General features: G+C 49.6%; 23 protein-coding genes and 1 pseudogene. 14 read left to right on the forward strand and 10 right to left on the reverse strand.

The genetic code is table 11. The annotated features are described in order from the left end of the window. The first annotated feature begins 237 nt into the window (after positions 1–237). Entirely contained in the window at positions 238–2,004 is a 1,767-nt protein-coding gene (locus ACVX3G_RS03840; RefSeq protein ID WP_011232753.1) for a GmrSD restriction endonuclease domain-containing protein, read from the forward strand. A 292-nt stretch (positions 2,005–2,296) separates the two neighbouring features. After that, positions 2,297–2,677 (forward strand): hypothetical protein, encoded by a 381-nt coding sequence (locus tag ACVX3G_RS03845; protein WP_021321462.1) that lies wholly within the window; start codon positions 2,297–2,299, stop codon positions 2,675–2,677. A 143-nt stretch (positions 2,678–2,820) separates the two neighbouring features. Here the strand turns inward: ACVX3G_RS03845 and ACVX3G_RS03850 are convergent, their stop codons facing one another. Both ACVX3G_RS03850 and ACVX3G_RS03855 read right to left on the reverse strand, forming a co-directional pair. Continuing rightward, positions 2,821–3,825: an RpnC/YadD family protein gene (locus tag ACVX3G_RS03850; RefSeq protein WP_014195121.1), complete on the reverse strand. Its 1,005-nt coding sequence runs from the start codon at positions 3,823–3,825 to the stop codon at positions 2,821–2,823. Positions 3,826–3,995: 170 nt separating this feature from the next. Continuing rightward, positions 3,996–4,493 carry a L,D-transpeptidase family protein gene (locus ACVX3G_RS03855; RefSeq protein ID WP_011232750.1) on the reverse strand — a complete coding sequence of 166 codons (498 nt, stop codon included), beginning with the start codon at positions 4,491–4,493 and terminating at the stop codon, positions 3,996–3,998. A 233-nt stretch (positions 4,494–4,726) separates the two neighbouring features. Between ACVX3G_RS03855 and ACVX3G_RS03860 the strand changes: the two genes are divergently transcribed. Continuing rightward, on the forward strand, positions 4,727–4,927 hold the full coding sequence (locus ACVX3G_RS03860; protein WP_011232749.1) for a hypothetical protein: 201 nt from the start codon (positions 4,727–4,729) through the stop codon (positions 4,925–4,927). Between the two features lie 43 nt (positions 4,928–4,970). On the opposite strand, the gene ACVX3G_RS03865 is transcribed toward ACVX3G_RS03860, so the two are convergent. Then, complete coding sequence (locus tag ACVX3G_RS03865; RefSeq protein ID WP_011232748.1) at positions 4,971–5,444, reverse strand: hypothetical protein; 474 nt, start codon at positions 5,442–5,444, stop codon at positions 4,971–4,973. Positions 5,445–5,758: 314 nt separating this feature from the next. On the opposite strand from ACVX3G_RS03865, the pseudogene ACVX3G_RS03870 reads away from it, so the two are divergent. The 3 genes and pseudogenes from ACVX3G_RS03870 to ACVX3G_RS03880 form a co-directional block, all read left to right on the forward strand. Next, a pseudogene (locus ACVX3G_RS03870) lies at positions 5,759–6,111 on the forward strand (RNA-guided endonuclease TnpB family protein); the annotation flags it as partial. A gap of 104 nt (positions 6,112–6,215) precedes the next feature. Continuing rightward, positions 6,216–6,467 (forward strand): EamA family transporter, encoded by a 252-nt coding sequence (locus ACVX3G_RS03875; protein WP_479454576.1) that lies wholly within the window; start codon positions 6,216–6,218, stop codon positions 6,465–6,467. 200 nt (positions 6,468–6,667) lie between these two features. After that, positions 6,668–7,561 (forward strand): Rpn family recombination-promoting nuclease/putative transposase, encoded by an 894-nt coding sequence (locus ACVX3G_RS03880; protein ID WP_307895242.1) that lies wholly within the window; start codon positions 6,668–6,670, stop codon positions 7,559–7,561. A 39-nt stretch (positions 7,562–7,600) separates the two neighbouring features. Here ACVX3G_RS03880 and ACVX3G_RS03885 read toward each other — a convergent pair whose 3' ends face one another. The 5 genes from ACVX3G_RS03885 to ACVX3G_RS03905 all read right to left on the reverse strand — a co-directional run bounded on the left by ACVX3G_RS03885 (position 7,601) and on the right by ACVX3G_RS03905 (position 12,566). Next, positions 7,601–8,614 (reverse strand): LacI family DNA-binding transcriptional regulator, encoded by a 1,014-nt coding sequence (locus ACVX3G_RS03885; RefSeq protein ID WP_479454577.1) that lies wholly within the window; start codon positions 8,612–8,614, stop codon positions 7,601–7,603. A 50-nt stretch (positions 8,615–8,664) separates the two neighbouring features. Then, positions 8,665–9,345: a DUF624 domain-containing protein gene (locus ACVX3G_RS03890; protein ID WP_479454578.1), complete on the reverse strand. Its 681-nt coding sequence runs from the start codon at positions 9,343–9,345 to the stop codon at positions 8,665–8,667. A gap of 57 nt (positions 9,346–9,402) precedes the next feature. Beyond that, a complete protein-coding gene (locus ACVX3G_RS03895; RefSeq protein ID WP_083509306.1) occupies positions 9,403–10,296 on the reverse strand; it encodes a carbohydrate ABC transporter permease in 894 nt (297 codons plus the stop codon). Further along, complete coding sequence (locus ACVX3G_RS03900) at positions 10,259–11,170, reverse strand: carbohydrate ABC transporter permease (RefSeq protein ID WP_232722120.1); 912 nt, start codon at positions 11,168–11,170, stop codon at positions 10,259–10,261. Before ACVX3G_RS03900 ends, ACVX3G_RS03895 begins: the two co-directional genes overlap by 38 nt. Before the next feature lie 112 nt (positions 11,171–11,282). Further along, positions 11,283–12,566: an ABC transporter substrate-binding protein gene (locus ACVX3G_RS03905; RefSeq protein WP_060788615.1), complete on the reverse strand. Its 1,284-nt coding sequence runs from the start codon at positions 12,564–12,566 to the stop codon at positions 11,283–11,285. A 352-nt stretch (positions 12,567–12,918) separates the two neighbouring features. Here ACVX3G_RS03905 and ACVX3G_RS03910 point away from each other — a divergent pair, with 352 nt between their 5' ends. The 8 genes from ACVX3G_RS03910 to ACVX3G_RS03945 all read left to right on the forward strand — a co-directional run bounded on the left by ACVX3G_RS03910 (position 12,919) and on the right by ACVX3G_RS03945 (position 20,026). Continuing rightward, a complete protein-coding gene (locus ACVX3G_RS03910) occupies positions 12,919–13,866 on the forward strand; it encodes an MTP-1 family protein (protein WP_479454579.1) in 948 nt (315 codons plus the stop codon). A gap of 2 nt (positions 13,867–13,868) precedes the next feature. Next, positions 13,869–14,927, forward strand: a complete 1,059-nt coding sequence (locus tag ACVX3G_RS03915; RefSeq protein ID WP_011232740.1) for a BtaManbiosPhlase — start codon at positions 13,869–13,871, stop codon at positions 14,925–14,927. A gap of 281 nt (positions 14,928–15,208) precedes the next feature. Beyond that, the gene (gene galU, locus ACVX3G_RS03920; RefSeq protein ID WP_011232739.1) at positions 15,209–16,096 is read left to right on the forward strand and encodes a UTP--glucose-1-phosphate uridylyltransferase GalU; all 888 of its coding nucleotides are present in this window, start codon (positions 15,209–15,211) and stop codon (positions 16,094–16,096) included. A 42-nt stretch (positions 16,097–16,138) separates the two neighbouring features. After that, entirely contained in the window at positions 16,139–17,452 is a 1,314-nt protein-coding gene (locus ACVX3G_RS03925) for an AAA family ATPase (protein ID WP_011232738.1), read from the forward strand. Between the two features lie 2 nt (positions 17,453–17,454). Further along, complete coding sequence (locus ACVX3G_RS03930) at positions 17,455–17,886, forward strand: hypothetical protein (RefSeq protein ID WP_011232737.1); 432 nt, start codon at positions 17,455–17,457, stop codon at positions 17,884–17,886. Positions 17,887–17,907: 21 nt separating this feature from the next. Then, entirely contained in the window at positions 17,908–18,285 is a 378-nt protein-coding gene (locus ACVX3G_RS03935; RefSeq protein ID WP_014195130.1) for a DUF488 domain-containing protein, read from the forward strand. A gap of 3 nt (positions 18,286–18,288) precedes the next feature. Continuing rightward, positions 18,289–18,774, forward strand: a complete 486-nt coding sequence (locus ACVX3G_RS03940) for a macro domain-containing protein (RefSeq protein WP_025038980.1) — start codon at positions 18,289–18,291, stop codon at positions 18,772–18,774. Positions 18,775–19,054: 280 nt separating this feature from the next. Further along, positions 19,055–20,026 (forward strand): MTP-1 family protein, encoded by a 972-nt coding sequence (locus tag ACVX3G_RS03945; RefSeq protein WP_011232734.1) that lies wholly within the window; start codon positions 19,055–19,057, stop codon positions 20,024–20,026. A 613-nt stretch (positions 20,027–20,639) separates the two neighbouring features. On the opposite strand, the gene ACVX3G_RS03950 is transcribed toward ACVX3G_RS03945, so the two are convergent. Beyond that, positions 20,640–23,399 carry a DEAD/DEAH box helicase gene (locus tag ACVX3G_RS03950; RefSeq protein WP_033012648.1) on the reverse strand — a complete coding sequence of 920 codons (2,760 nt, stop codon included), beginning with the start codon at positions 23,397–23,399 and terminating at the stop codon, positions 20,640–20,642. Continuing rightward, complete coding sequence (locus ACVX3G_RS03955; protein WP_033012657.1) at positions 23,396–25,039, reverse strand: SWIM zinc finger family protein; 1,644 nt, start codon at positions 25,037–25,039, stop codon at positions 23,396–23,398. The genes ACVX3G_RS03950 and ACVX3G_RS03955 overlap by 4 nt, the downstream gene beginning before the upstream one ends. Positions 25,040–25,234 lie beyond the last annotated feature (195 nt).

A 25,234-nucleotide genomic window follows, 5' to 3' on the forward strand; every position in this document is an offset into this window, starting at 1 on the left:
TCGTCATTGTATATTTATAAATATACAATATTTTGTTTTTATATTCAACTACGGATTTTCGTTGGCTGGGGGATGTTTCTGCCAAACGCTTCGCGGCAGGAAGAGGAAAAAGAATGCCATTGTCGAAAGAATAAAGTGTTTTTTGGAAAGCAACAGGAATATGCATTGGATGATGGAATATTGGTCGATTGAATCGTATGGAAGTGTAGGGTTTTTCATGAAACGAGGGGGAAGGATATGAGCACGATTACCACGTTTGACAGTACGGTCGAAAGTTTGCTTGATTTGCTTGAAAGCATTCAGGAATGTCGAACACAGCTTCCTGATTTTCAGAGAGGCTGGGTTTGGGATGACGAGCGGATTCGGAATTTGTTGATCAGTGTTTCTCTCTCTTATCCGATCGGTGCGGTGATGATGCTCCAGACGGGAAATCCGAATGTTCGTTTTGCCTCAAGGCCGATCGAAGGGGTCGATAACGTGAACCAAGTGGAACCGGAACGGCTGATTCTTGACGGTCAACAGCGGCTGACGGCGTTGTTTCAATCATTGAAATTGAAAGCGCCTGTAGCGACAAGAGACAAGAGAGACAAGGCAATCAAACGGTTCTACTATATTGACATTGACAAAATGTTAGATCCGAACGTCGACCGAGAAGAGACGATCGTCAGTGTTCCGGAAGACCGGATCATTCGCGGACCGGGAGGGAGGGTTGTTCTTGATTGTTCTGACTTGGAGAAAGAATGCGAAGCGGGAATGCTTCCGGTGAATTTGCTTTTCGATCCTGCGGGGTTGTTGGCGTGGCAGACGCGCTATTTTTCGGATTCAACGAAAATTGCGGAACGGTCATTGAAGTGGCAAAAGTTGATGACGGACGTATTTCCCCGTTTTCAGCAATATCAAGTGCCTGTTATTATGCTTCGGAAGCCGACTCCGAAAGAGGCGGTTTGCCAAGTTTTTGAGAATGTAAACACGGGGGGCGTCTCTCTGACCGTCTTCGAGCTTCTTACCGCCACATTTGCGGCGGAAGATTTCAAGCTGAGGGATGATTGGGAAGAGAAGGAAGCAAAATTAAAGAGATCTGGAGAAATTTACAACAAAGTGTTGGCCGATATCAGCAGCACCGACTTCCTGCAGGCAGTTGCGTTGTTGGCCACGTACAATCGACGAAAAGCGGGGGACGGCGTGGCGGTCAGCTGCAAGCGGCGCGACATCTTGCAGTTGACGTTGGCGGATTACCAAAGATGGGCGGATCGGGTGACGGAAGGGTTTATTCAGGCGGCTCAATTTTTGCATGAGCAACATGTGTTTTCCGCGCGCGACTTGCCGTACGGCACCCAGTTGATCCCGCTGGCGGCCATTTTTGTCGAGCTGGGAAAAGAGGCGCACAATGTTTGTGTCCGTGACCGAATCGCCCGTTGGTATTGGTGCGGTGTATTGGGTGAATTGTATGGAGGAGCGACGGAGACGCGGATTGCCCGTGACGTGGTGGAAGTCGTCGAATGGATTCGCGGCGGTGCGGAGCCGACGACGGTGTGGGATGCCCATTTCGCCGCTGATCGCCTCTTCACGCTGCGCACGCGAAACAGCGCCGCTTATAAAGGGTTGCACGCATTGCTCATGAGGGAAGGGGCGCGGGATTTCTTATCTGGGGTGCCGATCGATATTCAGACGTATTACGGCGAATCGATTGATATTCACCATATTTTCCCTCGTGACTATTGCGAAAAACGGGGGATTGAGAAAGCGAAGTACGATTGCATTATGAATAAAACCCCATTGTCCTATAAAACGAATCGGATGATTGGCCGTGATGCTCCAAGTGTATATTTGAAGAAACTAGAGGAGAGGAAAGGCGTTTCGGCAGCGGTGTTGGATGACATCCTGCAAACGCATGTCATTGATGTGGCATCGATAAGAGCGGATGATTTTGACCAGTTTTTTGAAAAAAGAAGGCTGGCTCTGCTTGCGATGATCGAGCGGGTGATGGGTAAGAAAGTGGAGTGAGCGGGACGGGAGGATGTTGTAGGGGAGAGGTTTTGGTTTATATTTCAAGTTTCAAGGAAAAGGAACAAATGCCTTGGAACGACGTATTCGCAGGGAGATCAAAGGGGGAAAACTTGGTGGAAAAACCGGAACAGATACATTGGCTGCTGGACAGCAGACAAATGGAAATAGAATATTTATGAATTGGAAAAACTGGCGGTGCAACTGGCCGATATGCGAAGTTCGTTTGGATCGGAAGCTGTGCAGGGGTAGGGGGACGGAAAAAGGCACTTGTTATCGTTGGGGAGAGGGCATGAACCAACAGCTATTTGCGGAGGAAATGTGGAAGTCGTTGCTGGATAAGCTTTACGAAGGAAAAATGGTATCGACGTTCAAAGGGAAGGAAGCGTTTCGCGTTGTTTCGTTTTCCGATGAGGGGGTTATTGTGCGATTGAGTTCGAAGGAGAAGGAGGTGTTTCTAAGCAAGAGGGCGATGCTTAACGTGATTGAGAAGCTCATCGCCCATGAAGATGGCGTGCGGAAAAAAATGGTGGACCCGGAATTCCGTCTAAAGTTAGGGCTGTTTTTGCTTCACCCGTGGACGGAGAAAGTGGTGCGCCAGGAGGAGGGGAAACGCCGTCCGTATTTGTTGTTAACGGATGAAGCCCGTCAGCGATTGGCAAGCGGCGAGTAGAGGGATTGACACACTGGGAAGTGCGCTCGCTTTGGCGGCCAAAGGCCAAGGGAAAAGTCCGACTGTTGCTTGTTCCACACGCCAAGAGCCATAGGGAAAAGACCAGTGATAAGAGCCGCGCGGTTGCGGCTCTTTTGTGCTGCCTATTTGTCCATTTCCTTTGCAAGGTCGGCGACTTCGGCGACGGTCAGGCCGGTTCGTTTGGCGATCTCGTGAATGGGAAGAACATCAAGCAAATTTTTGGCGATTTCGATGGCCTTCCGTTTTTCCGTTTGCTTGATCGCCTGCTCCTTTTCTTGCATGACTCTTTGCACTGCTTGTTCTTTTTCTTGTATCACTCTTTGCACTGCTTGTTCTTTTTCTTGTATCGCTCTTTGCACTGCTTGTTCTTTTTCCTGCATCACTTTCTTCAACATTTCTTCTTTTTCTTGTTCAAGTTCTTCGACTAACAGGCGAAACACTTTGTTCATTTTGATCCACTCCTTTACTTTTTCGGCGTATGACCGGTCGATGAATTTGTCTGTGGCGGTCAGAACGCCAGCGATGATGTGCAGCTGTTTCGGTTCGTCGCCGATCGCTTTCGCCAGCTCGATCGTTTTTTCGATCATCGTTTGCCGGTCGAAGCGGGTGTGCATGAGCGGCACGAGGATGAGTTTCATCGTTTCTTCCGGAGTGAGCGGTTCGCCGTTGTGGACTTTTTCTTCAATGGCATGGAAAATCGCATCGCCGTTGAATTCGCCAAGCAACACCGCTTTGGATGAAAGAAACACATCGCCGGCGTCAAGCCGTTCGCGGGCGGTCGTGACATCGCTTGTGTAGATCACAACGATGCGAATCGGGCGTATTCGTTTTTCCTGTTGATAGTATGTGTGAAGGATGCGGCAGGCATAATCAAGATACTTTAAATGGTTGTCGAGAAATCGTTCATTGCTTTCGTACTCCAGAAGCAAAATGGAATCGTCTTCGAGAAGAAACACGGTGTCGGCGCGCCGTTCATCCGCCCGTACAGACGGAAATTCGTTTGGAAGCAGTGCTTTGATCCGTGGGAGTCCGTGAAGTCCGTATACATCGAGGGCTTGGTTTTGGTACAATGCGCTCAGCGACTTGAACAAAATGTCTTTGGCGTGATGCGAGATCCCGCCTGGCATCGTCTTCACTCCATTCGCTTTTGACCTAATTATACTACTTGCCCGATCGATTGTCAGCTGCCATCGTGAGCGGAAACACGGTGTTCGTTCGGTGGGAGTGAATGACATCTTCTTGAAAAATAAAACGGGTTGCGACCCGGAACAGACGGATGAATGACGCTGTTTTGCCCTCACGGCCGGATAAACACTTCCGTTCCGTTCGGAACGATGGAGGCGAGTTCGAGCACGTCTTTGTTGTGCATGCGGATGCAGCCTTTGGATACGTATTTGCCGATCGAGGACGGGTCGTTCGTGCCGTGGATGCCGTAATGGACTTTGGATAAGCTGAGCCACATGGCGCCGAACGGACCGCCCGGGTTCGGCTGGCGGTTGACGATGACAAAATCGCCGACAGGCGTGGCGGTGACCATTTTGCCGACGCCGATCGGATACGTGCGGATCGTTCGTCCCCGGTGTTTTAACGTCAGCTGGCGGCGGCTGATCGAGATGTGGATCGTGTAGGGAATCGATCCTTTCGGCGGAAGGTGGGGGATGACGATCTCCTGCCCGGGAAAGATGACGGACGCGGCGGTCAAACCATTGGCGCGAAGGAGCGCCTCAACAGATGTGCGGTAGTCGCGGGCGATGGAGGCGATCGTTTCCCCGTGTTTGACGATATGTTTGTACATGGCATTTCGCTCCTTTTTTTCGCTGGATGGAGAAAATAGCTCCGATTGATGATACATTAGTGTATGAGAAGATTCGAATAAGGTTGCTCAAATGGGAAGAGAGTCTCATGCGCATGGCATGCGGCCGCCAATGCCGTATGAACGCGCTGTGCGTTAGTCTATACTTGATAGGGAGCGTTGCCTAACGGGTGTTTCTTGTCAAAACGTGTAGGTGAAAAAGGAGGATGGCGCGAATGAGAACGTTTGTCCTAAAACCGGAAGGACAGAAGGTTGATTATGAGCTGTATGCCGAGCTCTCCCCTGTCCCGCTTGAGATCATTGACGGCGATCTCTTTTTTACGAAAGAGGAGCGGGAAAACTTGCTTAAGCTGTTGATATACAATGTCGGCATTAATCGGACGCTTGAGATCATCGAGGAATGGAAGGAGCGGTGAAAGCGGCGCCCGGTCGATATCGGGGCCGCATCGATGTTGGGGGTTACGGGCGGTAAGGGAACAAAATGTTCTTTTCCCCTTTTTCTTTGGCGACGAAGACGTCTTGATGGATTTCGAACACGCCAAAAGCGCTATGGAACGTCTGAATGACGCGGACGCGATACACGTCGTGAAGCGGTTTGTTCTCATCAGACATCGACCATGACGACAGTTTTTCCACCTCATCGATGCGGTAGTCGAACGTCTCGACGCCGAAGTCTTGCATAAAGACGTGGGCGCGGCGCTGGATGTAGACGTCTTTTGGGAATTTCTTTTTCATAAGCGGGTGAAACAGCTCCCAAGAGCTGCCAAAATCCCCTGCCTGCTCGTAGCGGTAAAACGTGTCAACGATTTCCTTTGCCTCGTTCCGTTCGTTCGAAAGAAACAGAGACAAGATCGCCACCAACACGGCGACGGCAGTGAGAACCGCCACCCCAGTCCTGGCTCGGATCGTCTTTTGGCGGTAGCGTGGGAACATGGGGTCTCCTCTCCTCTCTGTTATACCATATGCACGATGGGCGGCGGATATGGGCAGGGAAAGGGCGGAAGCGCCGTGGCATGTGTCACAGGATAGACATACGGCCGCATTTTTTAGTCAAAAAATTCATCAGAGTGTAGTAAAATGGATGGCAGAAGTTGTTGGAAATGATGCACTAGCGTGAGAAACGGTGGTTTGTCCTATTTGGAGGCGGGTGAAAAGGCGGAGCGTTTAGGGCTCCGTTTTTCCTTTGCCGTTCCGCTGAAAACAGAGATGCAGGAGAGGTAGAGAGCGATGCGGAAATCATTTATTTATTTGGTTTGATCAGTCTTGCCAAACAAGGAAAATATGACCACAAGGCTATCAGTATTCCAAAATATCTTAAAAAAGATGGCTTTCATTCACTGATCATTGGCCAGATTCGTATAGACGGCAACAAATTCACGATACCGTATTCTCGCCTATTTAAAAAGACTCACAAGCCTATCACGATAACGATTCCGCCTGTGTTACTGGACAAAAAGATTAAGCAGATTGAATCATTCCTAAGCATCATGCCAGGTTCTTTGAGATTCAGTACAAATATGAAATGCCTGAACTAATTAATGCTGATGTCAATGGCGCATTAAACATCTTAAAGAAAAGTAAAGCTGTAGACCTGAGTGTCTTATGCTCTAGCGGCGAAGTGGACACGCCTCAAAGAATAAGGATTGCTTGAAGCAGTCAAACTTCTTTGGAAGCCCCCACTTCAAATTTTCGCTAGAAAATTAAGTGGGGGTAGTTCACAACCAGGCTGTTCAACATCTTGGCCCCGCTGAGTCGGCGGTGTTCATCAATCTCAATCCGTTTTTTTCGCTTCTTGGGGCGCATTGGCTGCTGGGCGAGCCGATTTCGCCGATGCAGCTGGCTGGTTTTCTTTTCATCGTCGTGGGCGTGATGTTCGGCAGCGGGGGGATGGATGACGTGATCGCCCGTTTCCGCCGGGCGAAGGCGGTGGAGGGCGGAAGGAAGGCGGGGATGTAGCCGCCTTGGCATCCCCTGCTTTTCGGCCTTGCGTGCAAGTGGCGGAACATTTATAGTTCCAGGAATAAGGGATTCACATTGCGGTTGGCGTCTTGGCTGTCTCTTCTCGAAAAGGGACAGCCATTTTTGTGCCATCGGCAGGATTTTGCTTGATGATGTCGAAAAAGAGAATACGAAACGTATTCGTGTGAGGTGAATGTATGGCGATCGATCACGACCGGTTGTTCAAGGAGTTGTTGCAGACGTTTTTTGAGGAATTTGTGCTTCTCTTCTTTCCGGATATGCACGAGCATATTGATTTCAACCATTTGTCGTTTTTGTCCGAAGAGCTGTTTACGGACGTAACGGCTGGGGAGAAGTACCGCGTTGACCTGCTCGTCGAGACGAAGTTCAAAGGAAAAGACGGATTGATCATTGTTCACGTAGAAAACCAAGCGTACGTTCAATCGTCATTTCCAGAAAGAATGTTTCTTTACTTCAGCCGCTTGTTTGAAAAATACCGCACTCCGATCATTCCGATTGCCATCTTCAGCTATGATGCCATCCGAGATGAACCCTCTTCGTTCACGCTCTCCTTTCCGTTTGGCGATGTGCTTGACTTTCGCTTTTTCCATGTGGAGTTGCGCAAGCAAAACTGGCGCCAATTCATCCGCACCGACAACCCGGTGGCGGCTGCGCTGCTTAGCAAAATGGGTTATACTGAAAGTGAACGAGTGGAACTGAAAAAGCAATTTTTGCGCATGTTGGTGCGTCTCGAGCTAGATGAGGCAAGACAGCGTTTGTTGATGGGCTTTTTTGAAACGTATGTGAAGCTGTCCGATGAAGAAGAACAACAGCTTCGAAGCGAGGTGGAACAAATGGAGACGAAAGAAAAAGAACGCGTGCTGGAATTGATCATTTCGTACGAGCAAAAGGGAAAAATTCAAGGCCGAAAGGAAGGACGGGAGGAAGGGCGCAAAGAGGGAGCGGAACAAGAAAAACGGCACATTGCGAAACGGATGTTGATGAAAGGGTTTGATGCGCAGACGATTCACGAACTGACCGGATTGCCTGTGACGGAGATTGAGGAAATGAAACAAAGCGGCTTCAAGTGAATGGAAATCAAACAGGCGGGGCAAAAGGCCAGCCCCGCCCTAGCGCGTTGGTTTTGCTGCTGTGGATTCCCGTTTGATCAGTTTCGTAGACAATAGCACTTCCTGAAAAGGTTCGTTCGGGTTGTCCCACCGCCATCGCAACAATTCCACCGCTCGTTTGCCGTAGCGCTTCAGGTCGATGTCGACGGTCGTGATTTTCGGCGTCGCGATTTGCGACAGCTGCCCGTTGTCAAAGCTGCAGACGGAAACGTCATCGGGCACTTTTAGCCCGTACTGCTGCAGGCTGGTGCTGACGAAAAAGCCAAGCCCGTCATTGACGCAAAACCAGGCGGTCGGCTGCCGCTTCAGCTCGCGGATGTAGCCTGCGATGACCGTTTCGTCCTCTTGCGCCTGGCAGAACATCCACTCCTCGTTCGGTTTCACTCCATAGTCTTTCAGCGCCAATAAGTACCCTTCATACCGCTCTTGATAGCTCGGCGAATAGTTGACGTCGCCGACAAACGCGATGTCAGTATGGTTGAGCTCCAACAAATGCTGGACGGCCACATACGCCCCGAACCGATTGTTTGTCAGCACCGCATCGGCTGGAATGTTCGGATGGTGATGGTCGACCAGGACGGTCGGGATGCCGGTGGCGACGATTTGTTGGATGTACTCGGTGCTGATGTGGGAAAGGACGATCACGCCGTCGACTTGTTTTTCCTCGATGAACGAAGGCAAAAGAAGCCGTTCTTTTTGTTCTTTGTTCACCGATTGGATGTGCAGCTTCATGCCGTGTGACAGCGCTTCCTGTTCAATGCTTAAGTAGATTTCGCCAAAAAATTTCAGCGAAAACGTGCGGTCGGAGGCGATGAGGGCGAATTGCCTCGGCGGTTTGCCGCGCGACTTCGCGCGGGAGGCGGGATATTCATACCCCATTTCTTTGGCTACACGCTTCACAAGCTCCCTCGTTTCTTCGCTGACCCCTTCTTTGCCGCGCAGCGCTTGAGAGACCGAGTTTTTGGAAATGTTCAGTCGATCGGCGATGTCTTGCATGGTGATGCGTTTTTTCATGTAGTCTACACCTACTATTCGATTTGCTTATCATTATTGTCATAAAAAGTTTAATTGGATTGAAAGTGCTCTTCGATTTCCATAAATAGATGACTTGTGATATACATAACAGCAAAGCAAAAAGGTCCAACAACAAGATACCAAGGTATTTTAGGAAAATGGTACAATAATAAATATAATAATGCAATAAGAGCTGATAAAATGATTGTCGTTTTCCACTTTGTCGTGAAGCACCAAATGGCTAATTTTATGGCAGCCCAACTTTTCATTTGAAAATAAGAAAGTAAAGGATATAAGTATATTCCTACACATACGTTTAACAATAATAAGATATATAAAAATGGTATGACATATAAACCGAGCGCATGTTGTTTCATAAATAAGATATCGACTGCCAAAATGATAGTAAGGATTGCTTGGAAGAGCCCCAGCATAGAACATTGGATAAAGTTGGTTTTGACTCCGTAAAAAAATGATTTTGTGAGTTCTACCTGCTTTTCCCTGATGATTTTTCCCATTACATGATACGAGGCTGTTAAAGCAGGTGGAATCGGAATAAAGGAAACCAATGTGAGTAACAACGTGATAGTGTTCGGGTGATTCCAAAACCAAAATAAAGATAATAAAAATGGGATGCAAAATAAAAAGAAATAACAATTACAGACAGTGAGCCAATAAATATGTAAAATCAGCCGATAAAACAAATTGTTTTGCATATCCATTGTTGACATGACCCTCTATTCCTCCTAATTAGTCGAGGCAGGGGAATTCTGCTTTTCTTCCCCCATTTATCCTTTAATGCCGGTAATGGAAATGCCTTCGACAAAGTATTTCTGCAAGGAAAAGAATAAAACTAATGTTGGAAGCAACACAAGCAAGGAAGCTGCCATCAGAGGGCCCCACTCGACTTTTGTCATTCCATTAAACATGGCAAGTCCGAGTTGGAGAGTAAATTTATTCGAGTCGTTCAGGTACATTAAGGGTCCGAGCAAGTCATTCCATGAACCCTGGAACGAGAACAGAGCGATTGTTACTAAGGCAGGTTTTGATAAAGGTAAGAAAATCTTATAAAATATTTGCCATCGTGACGCGCCATCCATAAGTGCCGCTTCTTCTAACTCGCGCGGAATGGTGAGAAAAAACTGGCGCAACAAAAATACGAATACAGCTTGTCCCCCGAAGAAGGCAGGAACAATCAGCGGTTTGAAGGTGTTGATCCATCCTAATTTGCTGAACATGATGAATACAGGAATCATTGTGATTTCTCCCGGCAACATAATCGTTGATAATAAAATCATAAACCAAATATTTTTTCCGGGGAAGTCAAAACGGGCAAATCCATAAGCTACTAAAGCAGAAACAAACACCTCAGCAATCATACGAAAAAATGTAATAATGACAGTGTTCTTTAAGTATAAGAAAAATGGAATATCCGTAATGGCGCGTTGATAATTTTCCCAATGAAGAGAATCAGGAAACCACTGAGGAGGGATTTGGAAAATAACACTTCCAGATTTTAATGATGTTGAAATCATCCATAGTAAAGGCAACACTGTAGCTGTTGAAGAGACGATCAAGAACAGATAGACAAAAATGGTTTGGATGCGTTTCCGTTGAGTGATCGTCAATGATGGCATGGTTAACTCACCTACTTTTATTTTTTGTTTTTTTCTTTTTGCCATTCTCTAATTCCCCTGAATAGAAGACCCAGAGGGGAGAGGTTTTGAACACGAGTAAAGTCAACAATAAAATAATGATAAATAAAATCCAAGCCATCGCTGTGGCATATCCCATTTTGTAAAAATTAAAGGCGTTCTCATATAGATAAACCATGTAAAATTGTGCTTGATTACCTGCGCCTCCAATGATGTAGGCATCATTGAATTTACGAAATGCTCCGATGATGCCCATGACAAGATTATAAAAAATCACGGGGCTAAGCATCGGAAGGGTAATGTGACGAAATTTAGTCCACCAACCGGCTCCGTCAATTTCAGCCGATTCGTATAAACTTCGAGGAATATCTTGTAAGCCGGCAAGGTAAGTCAACATTCCACCCCCCGCTCCCCAAATGGCCATCATCACGTACGAAGGCAATACCCAAGCCGGGTCACCGAGCCAATTAGGCCCTGAAATCCCTATATAAGAAAGAAGAAAATTGATCAAACCGTAGTCGGGGTCTAAAATCCATCTCCACAGTAGGGCAATCGATACGCCCGAAACGACAGCTGGGAGATAAAGGGCAGTACGAAAAAGGTAGATTCCTTTCACTTTTACATTAACAATTACAGCAATTAAGAGAGAAGATACGATACCTAAAGGGATAGCGAATGCAGCATAGATAACGGTAACTTTTAAAGAATTTAAGAAATTTGGGTCTTTGAAAAGGGAAATATAGTTATCTAGACCAATAAATTTAGGTTCAGTAAACGAATTCCAATCAGTAAAACCGATATAGAAGGCGAATCCAATGGGGAAAATAGTAAAAATAAAAAATCCTAAGATCCATGGTAGGATAAATATATACCCTTCATATTTCTTAATGTTCTTTTTCACGAGTCCCACCTTCATATTGTTTAGGATAAAAACCATTCAATGAATCATCAAAAAATACAGAAATGAAGAGGCCGTCTTGAAATCGCGAGGTAGACAGCCTCTTCTTTAATTTTCATTGACCTAAAATTTTGCGAAGAGCATTCCCAGCATCTTTTGCAGCCTGTTCAGGCGATTTTTTGCCTAAAAGGATTGGTTCATACAACTGTTGCCAAATCGCTGTATCCAATTCATTTTGTTTATCTTGGTTATTGAAGCCACGCGAAATGGTCGAGCTTTCTTTGATTACATCAATAGCATATGCTTTGTCAGGGCGAATTTTCGCTACATTTGTTAAATCTGATTTTGTTGGGGGAAGTATTTTCCACTCGTGAATCGCGTTCGTTAGATCGATCAGCGCTTCTGCTGCTACTTCTTTGTTTTTCGTTGTACTTGACATAACGGTGGCAGCGATCCAACTGAATGTCGCTTCTTTCGTTGCATGAGGTACTTTTGTCATACCGACTTTGAATGCGTCCCCGATTTGTTTTTCCAAATCGTCACCAGCCCCACCGAAGAACATAGCTACTTTTCCAGTTTTGAACATTTCAGGTCCACCGGTATTTTGGGCCTGTGTTTTAGACGGGGTTACTTTATCTTTGTTGATTAGTTGATCAAACATTTTAATGCCTTCGATTGCTTCAGGCTCATCGATGCGCACTTTCCCATCTTTGTCGACAATTTCTCCACCATATGTCCAAATCCAGAGTGCGATTGGCGGCCATCCATCAACAACAGTTCCAAACTGGTCAACTTTCCCATCGTTATTTGTATCCTTTGTCAGCTTGATGGCTGCTTTTCTAAAATCCTCCCATGTCCAGTTCGGTTTCGGAAGTTCCACTCCATACTTTTCAAAGAGTGTTTGGTTATAATAGAGCATTACTGGTTGGTTAATCCAAGGAAGGCCATACAATTTTCCATCTACTTCCCCAATTTTCAATGGCCCTTCAAAGTAATCATCAAGGTTTACTTCTGGGTGATCCTTTACATATTCATCAATTGGTGAGATTACTCCTAACTTCGCGTACATAGGTATGTACTCCTGGGATAGCCAAAATAAATCAGGGGCTTGCTTAGCAGCAGCCATCGTTTGAATTTTCTTGTAATAATCAGCTGGAATGCTTTGGATTGTTAGATGATAGTCCTTTGCTTGTTGATTTAATTTGTCGACGATTGCTTGGAATTCTTTTAATTCCTGAGCACCTGCCCAGGTTCCAACCTTTAATTCTACTTTTTTGTTGCTAGACGAAGAGGAGCCCTCTTTCGCTGTGTTTGAACTGTCAGAGCATCCAATCATTCCAGTTAACATGAAAGCAACGGCGACTCCAGATATGACTTTTCGCCAAAAGTTTCTTTTCACATTGTTCTCCCCCTTTTTGTTAACTGTTTTGGTAGCGCTAACAATAGCAGTTAAAAAATAAAGTATTTTGTAACCTGATTATTACATTATTTTTCGATTTTGTCAATTAACAAAACTTAAATTACATAGTTTGGAGGGGTCGTTTTCATTTTTGCTTACAAGACATCGTTTTGCGTTATTTATTTGATACTGTAGGTATGAACCTAACATGGTGCGTGTAATATTGAGTAAAAATATCGAAAAGATATTGACTTGATAGTTTATCGTTTTGTAATGTGAAAATGCATATTGTTAATTACTATATTGTAACTTGATTATTCGTGTGATAAATGAGAGAGTTAGGGGGATATGGATGCTATTGAGGACGCCGACGATGAAAACATGCCAGACACTGCTTGAGGAATTTCAGCGTGCTCCTCAGCCGCTTCGGGTGGAGAAGCTCGTGTTTGCCGGTGTCGGTGAGCGGGATGTGTACAACATTTCCGCGCCGTTTGAAGACGATGGCGAGTGGGTCATTGCCGGAAGGGTGGAGGCAAGAGACAGCGAGCAATCAGAAGTATACTTTTTCGTCGAGCGTGAAGGGACATGGGTGCCGCGGGAAGGGGCGCCGGTGTTTGCCTTGCAGGATCCGTTTGTTTCGCGGGTGCACGGGCATCTCGTGTTTGGCGGCGTGGAGACGTTTCCGCATCCCGTGCTTCACGGGAAGTTGTATTGGCGGACGGTGTTTTACCGCGGAAAAACGATCAATGAATTGGCGCATTTTTTCACCGGTCCCGACGGGATGAAAGACATTCGTCTTGTCGAGCTGCGGGATGGGTCGGTTGGGGTCTTCACCCGTCCGCAAGGGGAAAAAGGCGGACGCGGAAAAATCGGCTTCACCCGCATCGGTACGCTCGATGAGTTGACGGTGGAGGCGATTGAGAATGCCCCATTGATTGACGGCCAATTTGCCGATGAAGAATGGGGAGGCGCCAACGAAGTGCATTTGCTTGGCAATGGGCTCGTCGGCGTCTTGGGCCATATCGCTTGTTTCGATCAGGAGCGGAACCGTCATTATTATCCGATGGTGTTTGCGTTCAATCCAGATACGGGGGAAGCGTCGGACATGGAGTTGATCGCCACAAGAGCCCATTTCCTCGATGGCCCGGCGAAGCGTCCGGATTTGGCGGATGTCGTGTTTAGCGGCGGATTGATTCGCAACGGGGACGGCACGGCCGATTTTTACGCTGGAACAAGTGACGCAGAAGCGCAAAAACTAACAATCGTTGATCCATTTACGAAATACGAAAGGCAGGGGTGACGATGCACCTTTACCGCTACGAAGAAAACCCGCTGATTACACCGAACGATGTGCCGCCGCACCACGACGGGTTTGAAGTGATCGGGGCGTTTAACGCTGGGGTGGCGAAATTTCAAGGGGAAGTGTTGCTGCTTCTTCGGGTGGCGGAGCGGCCGATGTCGGATGACCCGAACATCGTGAAAGCACCGGTATGGAACCCAGAGACGGGGAAGGTCGATGTTTACGAATTTCGCAAAGACGATCCGCGCTATGATTTTTCCGATCCTCGGGTGATCAAAGAGGCGGGGGCGGAGCGGTTTTTGTATTTGACGTCGCTCTCCTATTTGCGCCTCGCCCGGAGTCAAGACGGGCGGCGGTTTACGATCGACGACCGCCCGTTCGTCTATCCATCGAATGAACTCGAGACATTTGGTATTGAAGATCCGCGCATTACGTACATTGACGGCACGTATTACATTTATTTCAGCGCCGTCTCACCAAAAGGAGTCGGCGAGGCGATGGTGTCCACAACGGATTTCCGGACGGTGACGCACCACGGCATGATTTTCGCTCCGGAAAATAAAGATGTGCTCATTTTTCCGGAGAAGATCAACGGCAAATATTACGCTCTTCATCGCCCAGTGCCGCGAAGCAACGGCCGCCCCGAGGTGTGGATCGCGGAGTCGGAGAATCTGCTTCATTGGGGGAATCACCGCTTTTTGTTCGGTCTGCGCGAAGGAAAGTGGGACAGCGCCCGCATCGGCGGCGGGGCGGTGCCGATCAAAACGGAGCACGGCTGGCTCGAGTTGTACCATGGGGCGTCGGATGACCACCGCTATTGCATGGGGGCGGTGCTGCTCGATTTGAACGACCCGGCAAAAGTTATCGCCCGCTCGGAGCGGCCGCTTGTTGAGCCGGAAGCGGATTATGAGGTGAACGGCTTTTTCGGCCGCGTCGTGTTCTCATGCGGGGCGCTTGTTGACGGCGATGTTGTGAAAATGTATTACGGCGCCGCCGATACGTCGATGGCGTGCGTCGAGCTGAAGCTGGACGAGATTTTGGATTCGCTTGTGAAAGTATGAAAGCGAAGTTGCCCGCACGTTGCGGTGTAAGAACGGAAACGCCTGGATGGCCGGGCGTTTCTTTTTTGGTTTGCCGCGAACATACCGTGAGCGCAGGTGGGAGAGCGTTCAACGCTCATTGCGTCGTTTCGTTTCTTTTCCGTTCAACAGGATTTGGTATAATAAAAACAACGCCGATTCATCGGTCAGGTCGGCAGAGCGGTTTGCGGCTGGGCAATGAAAGACACTGGCCATGACTCGAAAGAACAGATGATCATCGGATAGAGGAGGAACCATCGGAGATGAAAAAAGTACGCAAAGCGATCATTCCGGCGGCCGGGCTTGGGACGCGGTTTCTGCCGGCGACGAAGGCAATGCCGAAGGAGATGCTTCCGATCGTTGATAAGCCGACGATTCAATATATTGTCGAAGAAGCCATCGCCTCAGGCATTGAGGACATTATTATCGTCACCGGGAAAGGGAAGCGGGCGATTGAGGATCATTTTGACTACGCGTTTGAGCTGGAACAGATGCTCAAGCAAAAAGGGAAGCTGGATCTGCTTGAGAAAGTGAAAGAGCCGTCGAAGGTGGACATCCACTACATTCGCCAAAAAGAGCCGAAAGGGCTCGGGCATGCGGTTTGGTGCGCGCGCAATTTCATTGGAGACGAGCCGTTTGCGGTGTTGTTGGGCGATGATATCGTCCAGGCGGAAAAGCCTTGTTTAAAACAGCTCATTGAGCAGTATGAACAAACGTTCAGCTCGGTGATTGGTGTCAAGCGCGTGCCGGAGGAAGAAACGCATCGCTACGGGATCATCGACCCGCTCGAGCAGCAAGGCCGGCGCTACCAAGTGCGCCGCTTCGTGGAAAAACCAGCTCCGGGCACAGCGCCGTCGAACTTGGCGATCGTCGGCCGCTACGTGTTGACGCCGGAAATTTTCTTGTTTTTAGAGAAACAGGAAGCCGGCGCAGGCGGGGAGATTCAGCTCACCGATGCGATCGGGCGGTTGAATGAAATTCAGCGCGTGTTTGCCTATGAATTTGAAGGAAAGCGGTACGATGTCGGCGAAAAGCTCGGCTTTATCGAAACGACGATTGAGTTTGCCTTGCAAAACGAGGAGCTGCGGGATGACTTGCTTTCGTTTTTGGAGCGGGTGGTGGCAGAGGCGAAGGGATCGAAGAACAACTAATCAAATTTTTCAGAAGATGAAGACAAAAAAGGAGGGTAGGATGTGGCGCGCATACGGATTGAACATTTTGGTCCTGTGAAGCTGTTTGATGAGGAGATCACGGATGTTACCGTTTTGATTGGCCCCCAAGCGAGCGGAAAAAGTACGATCAGCAAATTGATTTTTTTCTTTCAATCGATTCCTGATGAATGGGTAAACTATTTGCTTTCAGTACGTCAAACGGAAGAAAACAACCCATTTTTTGAGTTCAATAAACGTCTTCGGAGAAAATTTGTTGGGTACTTTGGCACAACCAAACATATGAAACCGTTTCATATTCGTTATGAGTATGATGTTGAAAAGTTTGTCCGTCTTGATTTAAAGGACGGTTATGTACAAATCCATTTCAGCGATCCGCTAAAACGGGAGATTCAGGAAAATTTTAAACATGTTGTGCAGATGAAAAAGGAAATGCAATATGAAGAACAACAGTTGGATGATTTTTGGAATGTCTCCTCGTGGAAAGTGCGTCAACAAAATGTGTTAGAAAAGGTCAAAGCAGCGATCACTGAGGTATTCGGCGATTCCAAAACACCCATTTTTATCCCTGCAGGGAGGAGTTTAGTTGCCACATTGTCGGATCAGCTTCAGGATATTAACCCGCAGCAACTCGATGTGTTGACAGAACAGTTTATCGAGCGAATTAATCTACTAAAGAAGATGTTTTCGCATTCGTTTGAGGAAATCATCGAAGATCGAAAAAAATTCTCGACAGAAAAAATTGACTTTGAGGCAATCCGACTGGCCATCAAGATGATCGAAGGCGTGATGAAAGGGAAATACATGTTCTCTGATTATGGGGAAAGGATTTTTTTTAATGAAAGAGAGTATACAAAACTGAAATTTTCATCTTCTGGACAACAGGAAGTCGTTTGGATTTTGCTGCTGATATTTACAATCATTCTGGAACGGCAGCGAGTGTTTATGGTGATTGAAGAACCCGAGGCACACTTATATCCGAACGCACAAAAAGAAATGGTTGCCTTATTTGCGTTGTTGCTGAATGTGACGAATAGTACGCTCGTGATTACGACTCATAGCCCGTACATTTTGTCTGCTTTTAATATTTATTTGTACGCTGCCAAAATCGGAAACAAACTGGATCAACGTGTGCATCCAATTGTGGACCGAAAGCTGCGCCTTTCTCCAGAGCGGTTAAAGGCCTACATGCTAGAGAGTGAAGGAGGGAAATTCCATTATCGAAGCATTATTGATAATGAATTACAGTTCATACAGGCCGAAGCGATCGATGAAGCATCATCTGCGATCAACCGCGTACTTGATGAACTCATGGAGGCAGAGGAAGCGGGGGAGTAAACATGGCGGTTGTAGGTTGGGAAAGTTGTTTACACTATTGCGACCGTCGAAAACTAGCAGTTGTTGAGGAAAACGGGAGAGGGGTTCGTTTTGTCAATGAGAGGGAAAAGAGGGTGGCCCTGTACCGTGTAGACGGTTGTTTGATTAAAGAGGGGGTAAAATGCGACTTTTTATTTTTAGTGATCGAAGGAGATCGGGCATTTTTCATCGAACTAAAAGGGTCTGACCTTAAGCAAGCTGTACACCAGATCGCCCGAACAATCGAACAGTTAGGGAAATGGCTGCCTGGATATCGATTCGAAGGGAGAATCGTGACTACCCGTGTGAGAACGCCTGCTTTGAAATCGACTTATTTGATGAAGCTGGAAAAAATGTTGAGGAGAACGGGTGGGACATTAGTGGTAAAAGCCAAGTGGGACGAGGTAAACGTATAGGGCAGGAAAGAGGCGACCGGTATGGGTTATTACAGGCTAAAACGGAGTCATATCCCAATCGGACAGGATGACGGCATCCGCATTCTCGTCGACCGCCTTTGGCCGCGCGGGGTGTCAAAGGCCGAGTCGCGCATCGACCGCTGGATGAAAGAGATTGCCCCGAGTCCAGCGCTGCGGCAATGGTTTGGCCATCGGCCAGAGCGGTTTGCCGAGTTTGCGCGGGCATATGAGCGGGAGTTGGAAACAGAGGAAACGAAGCAGGAGCTTGTGGATGAGCTGTTGTCGCTTTCCGGAGTGGTGACGCTGTTGTATGCAGCAAAAAATGAACGACATAACCATGCCGTTGTCCTTTGTGATTTTTTGCGCAAAATAGCCGAGAGGCGAAGCCAGGAGGGATGAACGGTGATTTCTGCGATGGTCGGCGATTTGACGAAGGTTGAAGGGGTCGAGTACATTTGCAATGCCGCCAACGGCATCGGACCGATGGGCGGCGGGGTGGCAGCGGCGATCTGTCGGGCAGGCGGGCGCGTGATTGAAGAGGAAGCGATCCGCGTCTGTCAAGCGCAAGATCCACAGCCGGGCGATTTGTACGTGACAGGGGCAGGCTCGTTGCCGTTTCGGGGTGTGATTCATCTTGTGACGATGAAGCAGCCGGCTGGGGCAACGTCGTATGAGATCGTCCGGTCGTGTCTTGAGCGGCTTGTCGCGCACTGTCGGGAGCACGGGATCAAGAAGGTGGCGCTGCCGGCCTTGGGAACCGGAGTCGGCCGGCTTGACAAAGCGAGAGTGGCTAGGTTATTTCGCGAGGTGCTCGCGCCGGTTGAGGATGTGGAATTTGTGGTCGTTGATATCGACGAGTCATTTATCCAAATGGTTGATTCATATTAAATAAAAATTAAGAAAAAAAGGGCCTTGACAGACGCTTGGCCCTTCTTTTTTTGGCAAAGAATAACGTGTTTCACAATCCTTCATATCATATTATAATATAACACACAAACCAGTTTCATTGACTTCCTTGCCTAGCCTAGGAGGTGGCGCAGCCATCCATGTCCGATTGATTGGACTGGCATGAAAGGAAGTTGGAGAGCGTTTCCTGTTCGAACCTGTTCAGGGAAAATGGCCAAAAGCGATGCATACGGCGTTTTTGGCAACGCCTGGGGGGATGATCATGTTATTCCAATCGCCAACATTGAAGACATGTCAAGTATTAGTCGATGAATTCCGCCTGGCCCCACAGCCGTTTGAGCCGGAAAAACTCCGCTTTGCGGGTGTTGGGGACCGAGACGTTTATAATATTTCCGCACCGTTTGTGGATGAAGGAGAATGGGTGATCGCTGGGCGCGTCGAGGCGCGCGACAGCGAGCAGTCGGAAGTGTACTTTTTCGTCGAGCGTGACGGCGTTTGGGTCCCTCGTGAAGGGGCGCCGGTGTTCGCCTTGCAAGACCCGTTCGTGTCGCGCATTCACGGTCAGCTTGTGTTTGGCGGCGTGGAGACGTTTCCGCATCCGGTGTTTGTTGGCGAGCATAGCTGGCGGACGGTCTTTTACCGTGGACCGAACATTCGCCGCTTAGAAAAGTTCGCCGAAGGGCCGGATGGGATGAAAGACATTCGCCTCGTCGAGTTGAAAGATGGCTCGATCGGCGTGTTTACCCGACCGCAAGGGGAAAAAGGCGGCCGCGGGAAAATCGGTTTCACCCGCATTTTCTCGCTCGATGAGTTGACGCCGGACGTGATCGAGGCTGCGCCGATTCTTGATGCCCAATTTACGGATGAAGAATGGGGCGGCGTGAACGAGGCGCATTTGCTTGCAAACGGGCTTGTTGGGGCGCTCGGCCATATCGCTTGCTTTGACGAGCAAGGCAACCGCCATTACTACCCGATGGTGTTCGTGTTGAACCCCGAGACGATGGAGCGTTCGGAGCTGGAATTGCTTGCGCTTCGCTCCCACTTTTTAGACGGGCCGGCGAAACGGCCGGATTTGGCGAACGTTGTCTTCAGCGGCGGGCTCATCCGCAAAGGCGACGGCACCGCCGAGCTGTACGCCGGCGTCGGCGATGCGGAAGCGCAAAAAATTTCGCTCATCGACCCGTTTGCGAAATACGAAGCGCAAGAGCTCGATCGGATGTATGCTTCCGTTTAGCGAAAGGATCGGTGCGACAGACCTTCTCTTGATGAGGAAGGTTGGCGGCCGGTCCTTTTTTGCATTTGGCCGGTTTCTTGCCTTGTGCGAAGGACTTCGGTTTGACATAAACGTGACTTGTTCGGTGACGGTGTATGTGCTCAATGAGGAACGGCTATATGAGCAGGCGGATGTTCAACCTTGTTTGTTTGCATTATCGTGATGAAAGAGGAAATGTTGCTTCCTCACAGCGTTTCTTCAGTTCAAAACTTTGCAACACCGTCGCGTGACCCCTTTCGGCTTCTCCCAAATCGAACAAATCCGTCGTTTTTCAACGGTCTTCGAAAGGACTGCTTAAAAGCGAACAGCGTGGGATTCTTCCCACGCTGTTTCCGTGAAAATGCACGCGTCTTGATGGGGCATTTTCATGCCCAGGTGAAGGGCAAAGGTTGCTCATGGATCTTTTCTGTGTCCAACGGGATCGGGGCGACGTTCATCGCCCGCGTGATGCTCCTTTACGGTTGTTTTTGCCGCTTTTCCCGCTCCTTCATTTTCTCTTCCATCCGCTTCAGCAGCTTTTCCCACGGGTTTTCCGCCGTTTTTTTCTTGCGCTTTCGTTTTTCTTCCGCCATGCTCAAGCGCCTCCTTTCGCTGCGGCCGATAAGGCGAGCAAGTCGCGCAGTTCGTCATCGGACAGTTCGGTGATCCATGCCTCGCCTTCGGTGATGATGTCGGCGAGCGCTTGTTTTTGTTCGAGCATCTCGTCGATTTTTTCTTCGATTGTCCCGACGGTGATCAATTTATGGACGTGGACGAATTTCGTCTGTCCGATGCGGTAGGCGCGGTCGGTCGCCTGGTTTTCCACCGCCGGGTTCCACCAACGGTCGAAATGGATGACGTGGTTGGCAGCTGTTAAGTTGAGCCCGGTGCCGCCTGCTTTGAGCGACAAAAGGAAAATCGGCGCTTTTTTCGCTTGGAACTCATCCACCATCCGGTCGCGCGTTTGTTTTGGGACGCCTCCGTGCAAAAACAACACCGGCTCATCAAACAAGTCGGAAAGCAGCTGTTGGATCATCTCGCCCATTCGCACGTATTGCGTGAAGATGAGGCACGATTCGTCGTTGGCGCGGATTTGCTCGATCAGTTCGATGAGCTTTTCGAGCTTGTGCGACCGTTCAACGAGCTGGCGGGGGCGGCGTTCTTTCAAATACAGCGCCGGATGGTCGCAAATTTGCTTCACACCGTTTAGCATTTGCAAAATCAAGCCGCGCCGCGCAAACGGACTGGCTTCCTTTGCCCGTTCGAGTGTGTCGTTGACGAGCTGCTCGTACAAGGCAGCCTGTTCGGCCGTGAGCGGGCAATATTCTTTTTGTTCAAGCTTATCCGGCAAGTTGAGCGCAACCGCTTCATCCGTTTTCGTCCGCCGCAAGAGAAATGGGCGGATGAGCGCCTGCAGCGCCGCTTTTTTGCGGGCATCTCCTTCTTTTTCAATCGGCCCGGCAAAGCGCCGCTCAAACTCCGCACGGCTGCCGAGATAGCCGGGGTTGAGGAAATGGAAGATGCTCCAAAGTTCGCCGAGACGGTTTTCAACCGGCGTGCCGGATAAGGCGATTTTATGTTTTCCGCTCAAGCGGCGGATGGCGCGCGCTTGTTTTGTTTGCGCGTTTTTAATGTTTTGCGCTTCATCAAGGCAAATCGCATGCCAATGAATCTGTTTTAAATCGTCTTGGTCCAAATGAGCAAGGTTGTAAGACGTAATGACGAGATCGGCCTCGCCTGCCGTTTGCACGAACGCATCGTTTTTCGCCCGGTTCGGTCCATGGTGCACGTAGACGCGCAAGTCTGGGGTGAAGCGGGCGCATTCCTTTTGCCAGTTGCCGATCACGCTTGTCGGGCAGATGAGCAACGCCGGCGTGTCCGGGCGTTCGATTTCTTTGACGTGCGCCAAATAAGCAAGCAGCTGCACCGTTTTGCCTAGCCCCATGTCATCGGCCAAGCAGGCGCCAAAGCCGAATCGGCGCAAAAAGACGAGCCAGTCGACGCCGCGCTGCTGGTACGGGCGGAGCGTGCCGCGAAACGACGGCGGCACATTCGCTTTCGGCAATCCATCCAGCTGCTGGAGCTGGCGGATGAACGCGCGGAACTGATCATGGACGTCAATGTGGATCGGGATCGATTCGTCCGTTGCCTCTTCGCGCTCCTCTGCTTCTGAAAGCAGCGTTTGCGCCACGATATCGTGGATCGGCACGCCTTCTTTTTTCGCCTTTTCCATGAGCGCCTGGGCGCGGCGGACAAGGGCGGGGTCAAGGATGAGCCATTGGCCGCGCAGGCGAATGAGGCGCCGCTTTTGTTCCGCCAAAGCGGCAAACTCCTCTTCCGTCAGCTCAATCCCGTTGGTCGCGACGCGCCAATCGAAATCAGCGAGCCGCTCAAGGCCGAACAGTGATTCGGCGTTGACGGAAGGCGACAGTTTCGCTTTGATCGACAGCTGCGCCTGGCGGATGTCGTGCCACCAGTCGGGAAGCAAGAGGCGTACGCCCGCTTCGGTGAGCTTTAAGCTGTCTTCGGACAAAAAACGCCACGCTTCTTCATTAGACAGTTCCGTCCGCAGACCCTCCCCGGCGTCAAGCCACGGCACGATCGCGCAAATGCGGCGAATGGCGCGCTGGATCGATGATTCATATGGGCGCCAGGCGCGCGGAATATCACGGGCAGAGGCGATGACGCTGTCGTCGATGGCGATGAACACCGCTTCCAGCGTCCATGCGTCGCCGTCCTCAGGCGGCTCGACGAGGCGAAGCCCGACCGTAAACGGCGGCCGGTCGCCGAGCCAGCCGATTTGTTCCAGCCAATCGTCTTCCGTTCCGGTCCATTGGCCGCTGGGGGAGGCGATCAATGGATAAGTGCGAACGATTTCGCCCCAAATGCCGCGAAGTTCCGGGTCGCGTGAGAGCCAGTCGGCGACCGCAAGCGACCGCCATGTGGCGACGAACGGATCGGGATCGTCATCCGCGCCGCGCCAGCGGGTGCGTCCTGCTTCGCTCCATGCGCCGCCTGTGCTTTTCCACAAGGAAGCATCTGGAAGGAAGCGGCGTTCCCCCAACCCATTCCAAATGTGTCTCGCCCACTCTTCCAATCGGGCGGTGAATTCATCCGCCCATTCGATGACGGAAAAGCGCGAGTGCGGACGCAACGCGAACAGAGTGAGCGCTTGCCACGGCGACAGCCGCACGATGTCGTCTTCGATATCAATCATGGTCCCGTAAAAGGTTTCTTCGTGCCAAGCCAATAAAGGCGAAACCCATGATGAGGGATGGGTGGAACCAGAGAGCTCGAAACATCGAATCTCTTCATTCCATCTGCAGGAAATCTGAATCGTCTCCAATGCCTTCATGGAAGCAGTTTTCCTTTCTTTAATTCTTCATGAAACGCGCGCAGGCGCGCCGTTTTGGCGAGCAGCTGTTCAAGATACGCTTCCCATTGATCGAATCGCTTCATCGAGCGGTAATGAGCCCGCATCGTTTTCAAGTGGCGGACCGCCCTTTGGTAGCTTGACCGGTTTTTCTCGTTGAGCAGCTTGATCACGGTCCGATGATATAACGGCATGACAAGATCCGTCCCGCGCGCTTGCAATGTTTTGAGCAGCTGCGGATGCAGCTCATCAGCGGTGATGTTCGCCCATAAGAATAGGTCCACGACTTCCCGGTAGCGTCCTTGCCGATACAAAAAGTTGGTGTACTCGTTGACGCTGTACGGAAGGCTTCGCTGCAAAAAATCTTCCCATGCGTCCGAGCGGTTTCGTTGCCGGGCGTACATTTCAAACCAGTGCGCCGCTTCGTCCAAAAAACGGCTTCGGATGGGAGCGGGTATATGCGAAAGATAAAGCGGCCAATCGTCCTTCGCTTTTTCCCAAACGGATTCAAACCGCTTGACGAGGCCGTTGGTGATGAATCGCCCGATCCATTCAATCAAAAACAAGCCTGCCTGATCGGGGAACGCGCGGTAAAGCGCCATCGCTTCGTCGTCTTCGCCAAGCAAAAAGGAAAGATGAGCCGCCGCCATAGCGGCGCGGATGTCGTCTCGGTCTTTGGCGAGCCGAAGGAGTTCGGCTCGTTCCTCTTGCCGCCATGTGGGCTTGGTGAACAGCGATTCCCACGCGGTTGTGTAAAAGTCATAGCCGAATGATGACAGCCCTCCGTCCAAAAACAGTACATCACGAACATACGGAATCGTCTGTTCAATCAACGCGTTGAGCGACCGCGGCAGCGATTGAGTAGACAATTTTTCCAAGGCGTCAAAGGCGCGGTCGGCGACATAGTTGACGTCCTGCTGCCAGGAAAACTGTCCGTAAGAGGCGAATACGACGTCGTTCCACCCTTGCGCCTCCCCGTACTGCCGAAGCTTTTCCAACAAAAAGAGGGCGGCATGAAGCTCCCGCAACGGACGGGCGCCAGCTTGCTTCCCTTCGTTTTTGCCAAGTTTCGGGAGCAGCTGGAAGGCTAAACGGTACGGCCAGTTTTGGCCGTTTTGATGGCGGGAGAAAAAGTCTTCATACTGTTTCTCGAACTGGCCCCGCCAATCTTCAACCGTTTCATTGGCTGTGATCGAAAGGCCTGCCGTTTTCCCCGCGCGTTTTGGAGCAGGCGTTTTTGGTTCATGGACAGCGGATTCTTTCCACAACGCGCCGATTTGCCCTTTTTTCCAAAGGCGGAACAGCTCGCCAACGTCGAACACGTTGCCGTATATATAAAAGAACAGCGCCAAAACGTGTGGACACAGCCCTTCCGTCCCGCACGGGCAGCGATGGCGGCGGGTGACGTTGGACAAATCAAGCATGACATCATGGGGGGTGATGTCGGAAACGACCCCTTCCACTTCGTGGCTGTTGATCACCATGACGTTATAGACCAACCCGTTTCTTGATAAGTCGCGCCCTTTTTGAATGAGATTGTGGAAAATAGGAAACGGCAATTCTTTCACCAATTCTTCTGCCGCTTGCCGCAAAAGCGGTTTGGAGATCGTGGTCTGCAACATGTCGGTCCGTCCTTTCCGATCCATTCCTTATCATCCTATTATAGCATGTGACAGCGTGTCGAAAAAAGAGGGGCAATGTGACAAAACGCGTCTGTTCTCGAGCCGGCATGAAAGGACATTGCGAGCTTTTGAACGTGTACGCGTTTTGATAGAAAGAAAGCTGGTGATGGTTGAACGTCTATCGATGATGGTATA

This window comes from Geobacillus sp. PLS 41, from assembly GCF_056494105.1.

What these genes read in the sequence shown, in the direction of transcription:
- ACVX3G_RS03840 (WP_011232753.1), top strand. Translation starts at nt 238, where the DNA reads ATGAGCACGATTACCACGTTTGACAGTACGGTCGAAAGTTTGCTTGAT.
- ACVX3G_RS03845 (WP_021321462.1), top strand. Translation starts at nt 2,297, where the DNA reads ATGAACCAACAGCTATTTGCGGAGGAAATGTGGAAGTCGTTGCTGGAT.
- ACVX3G_RS03850 (WP_014195121.1), bottom strand. Translation starts at nt 3,825, where the DNA reads ATGCCAGGCGGGATCTCGCATCACGCCAAAGACATTTTGTTCAAGTCG.
- ACVX3G_RS03855 (WP_011232750.1), bottom strand. Translation starts at nt 4,493, where the DNA reads ATGTACAAACATATCGTCAAACACGGGGAAACGATCGCCTCCATCGCC.
- ACVX3G_RS03860 (WP_011232749.1), top strand. Translation starts at nt 4,727, where the DNA reads ATGAGAACGTTTGTCCTAAAACCGGAAGGACAGAAGGTTGATTATGAG.
- ACVX3G_RS03865 (WP_011232748.1), bottom strand. Translation starts at nt 5,444, where the DNA reads ATGTTCCCACGCTACCGCCAAAAGACGATCCGAGCCAGGACTGGGGTG.
- ACVX3G_RS03880 (WP_307895242.1), top strand. Translation starts at nt 6,668, where the DNA reads ATGGCGATCGATCACGACCGGTTGTTCAAGGAGTTGTTGCAGACGTTT.
- ACVX3G_RS03885 (WP_479454577.1), bottom strand. Translation starts at nt 8,614, where the DNA reads ATGAAAAAACGCATCACCATGCAAGACATCGCCGATCGACTGAACATT.
- ACVX3G_RS03890 (WP_479454578.1), bottom strand. Translation starts at nt 9,345, where the DNA reads ATGTCAACAATGGATATGCAAAACAATTTGTTTTATCGGCTGATTTTA.
- ACVX3G_RS03895 (WP_083509306.1), bottom strand. Translation starts at nt 10,296, where the DNA reads ATGGCAAAAAGAAAAAAACAAAAAATAAAAGTAGGTGAGTTAACCATG.
- ACVX3G_RS03910 (WP_479454579.1), top strand. Translation starts at nt 12,919, where the DNA reads ATGCTATTGAGGACGCCGACGATGAAAACATGCCAGACACTGCTTGAG.
- ACVX3G_RS03915 (WP_011232740.1), top strand. Translation starts at nt 13,869, where the DNA reads ATGCACCTTTACCGCTACGAAGAAAACCCGCTGATTACACCGAACGAT.
- galU (WP_011232739.1), top strand. Translation starts at nt 15,209, where the DNA reads ATGAAAAAAGTACGCAAAGCGATCATTCCGGCGGCCGGGCTTGGGACG.
- ACVX3G_RS03930 (WP_011232737.1), top strand. Translation starts at nt 17,455, where the DNA reads ATGGCGGTTGTAGGTTGGGAAAGTTGTTTACACTATTGCGACCGTCGA.
- ACVX3G_RS03935 (WP_014195130.1), top strand. Translation starts at nt 17,908, where the DNA reads ATGGGTTATTACAGGCTAAAACGGAGTCATATCCCAATCGGACAGGAT.
- ACVX3G_RS03945 (WP_011232734.1), top strand. Translation starts at nt 19,055, where the DNA reads ATGTTATTCCAATCGCCAACATTGAAGACATGTCAAGTATTAGTCGAT.
- ACVX3G_RS03950 (WP_033012648.1), bottom strand. Translation starts at nt 23,399, where the DNA reads ATGAAGGCATTGGAGACGATTCAGATTTCCTGCAGATGGAATGAAGAG.
- ACVX3G_RS03955 (WP_033012657.1), bottom strand. Translation starts at nt 25,039, where the DNA reads ATGTTGCAGACCACGATCTCCAAACCGCTTTTGCGGCAAGCGGCAGAA.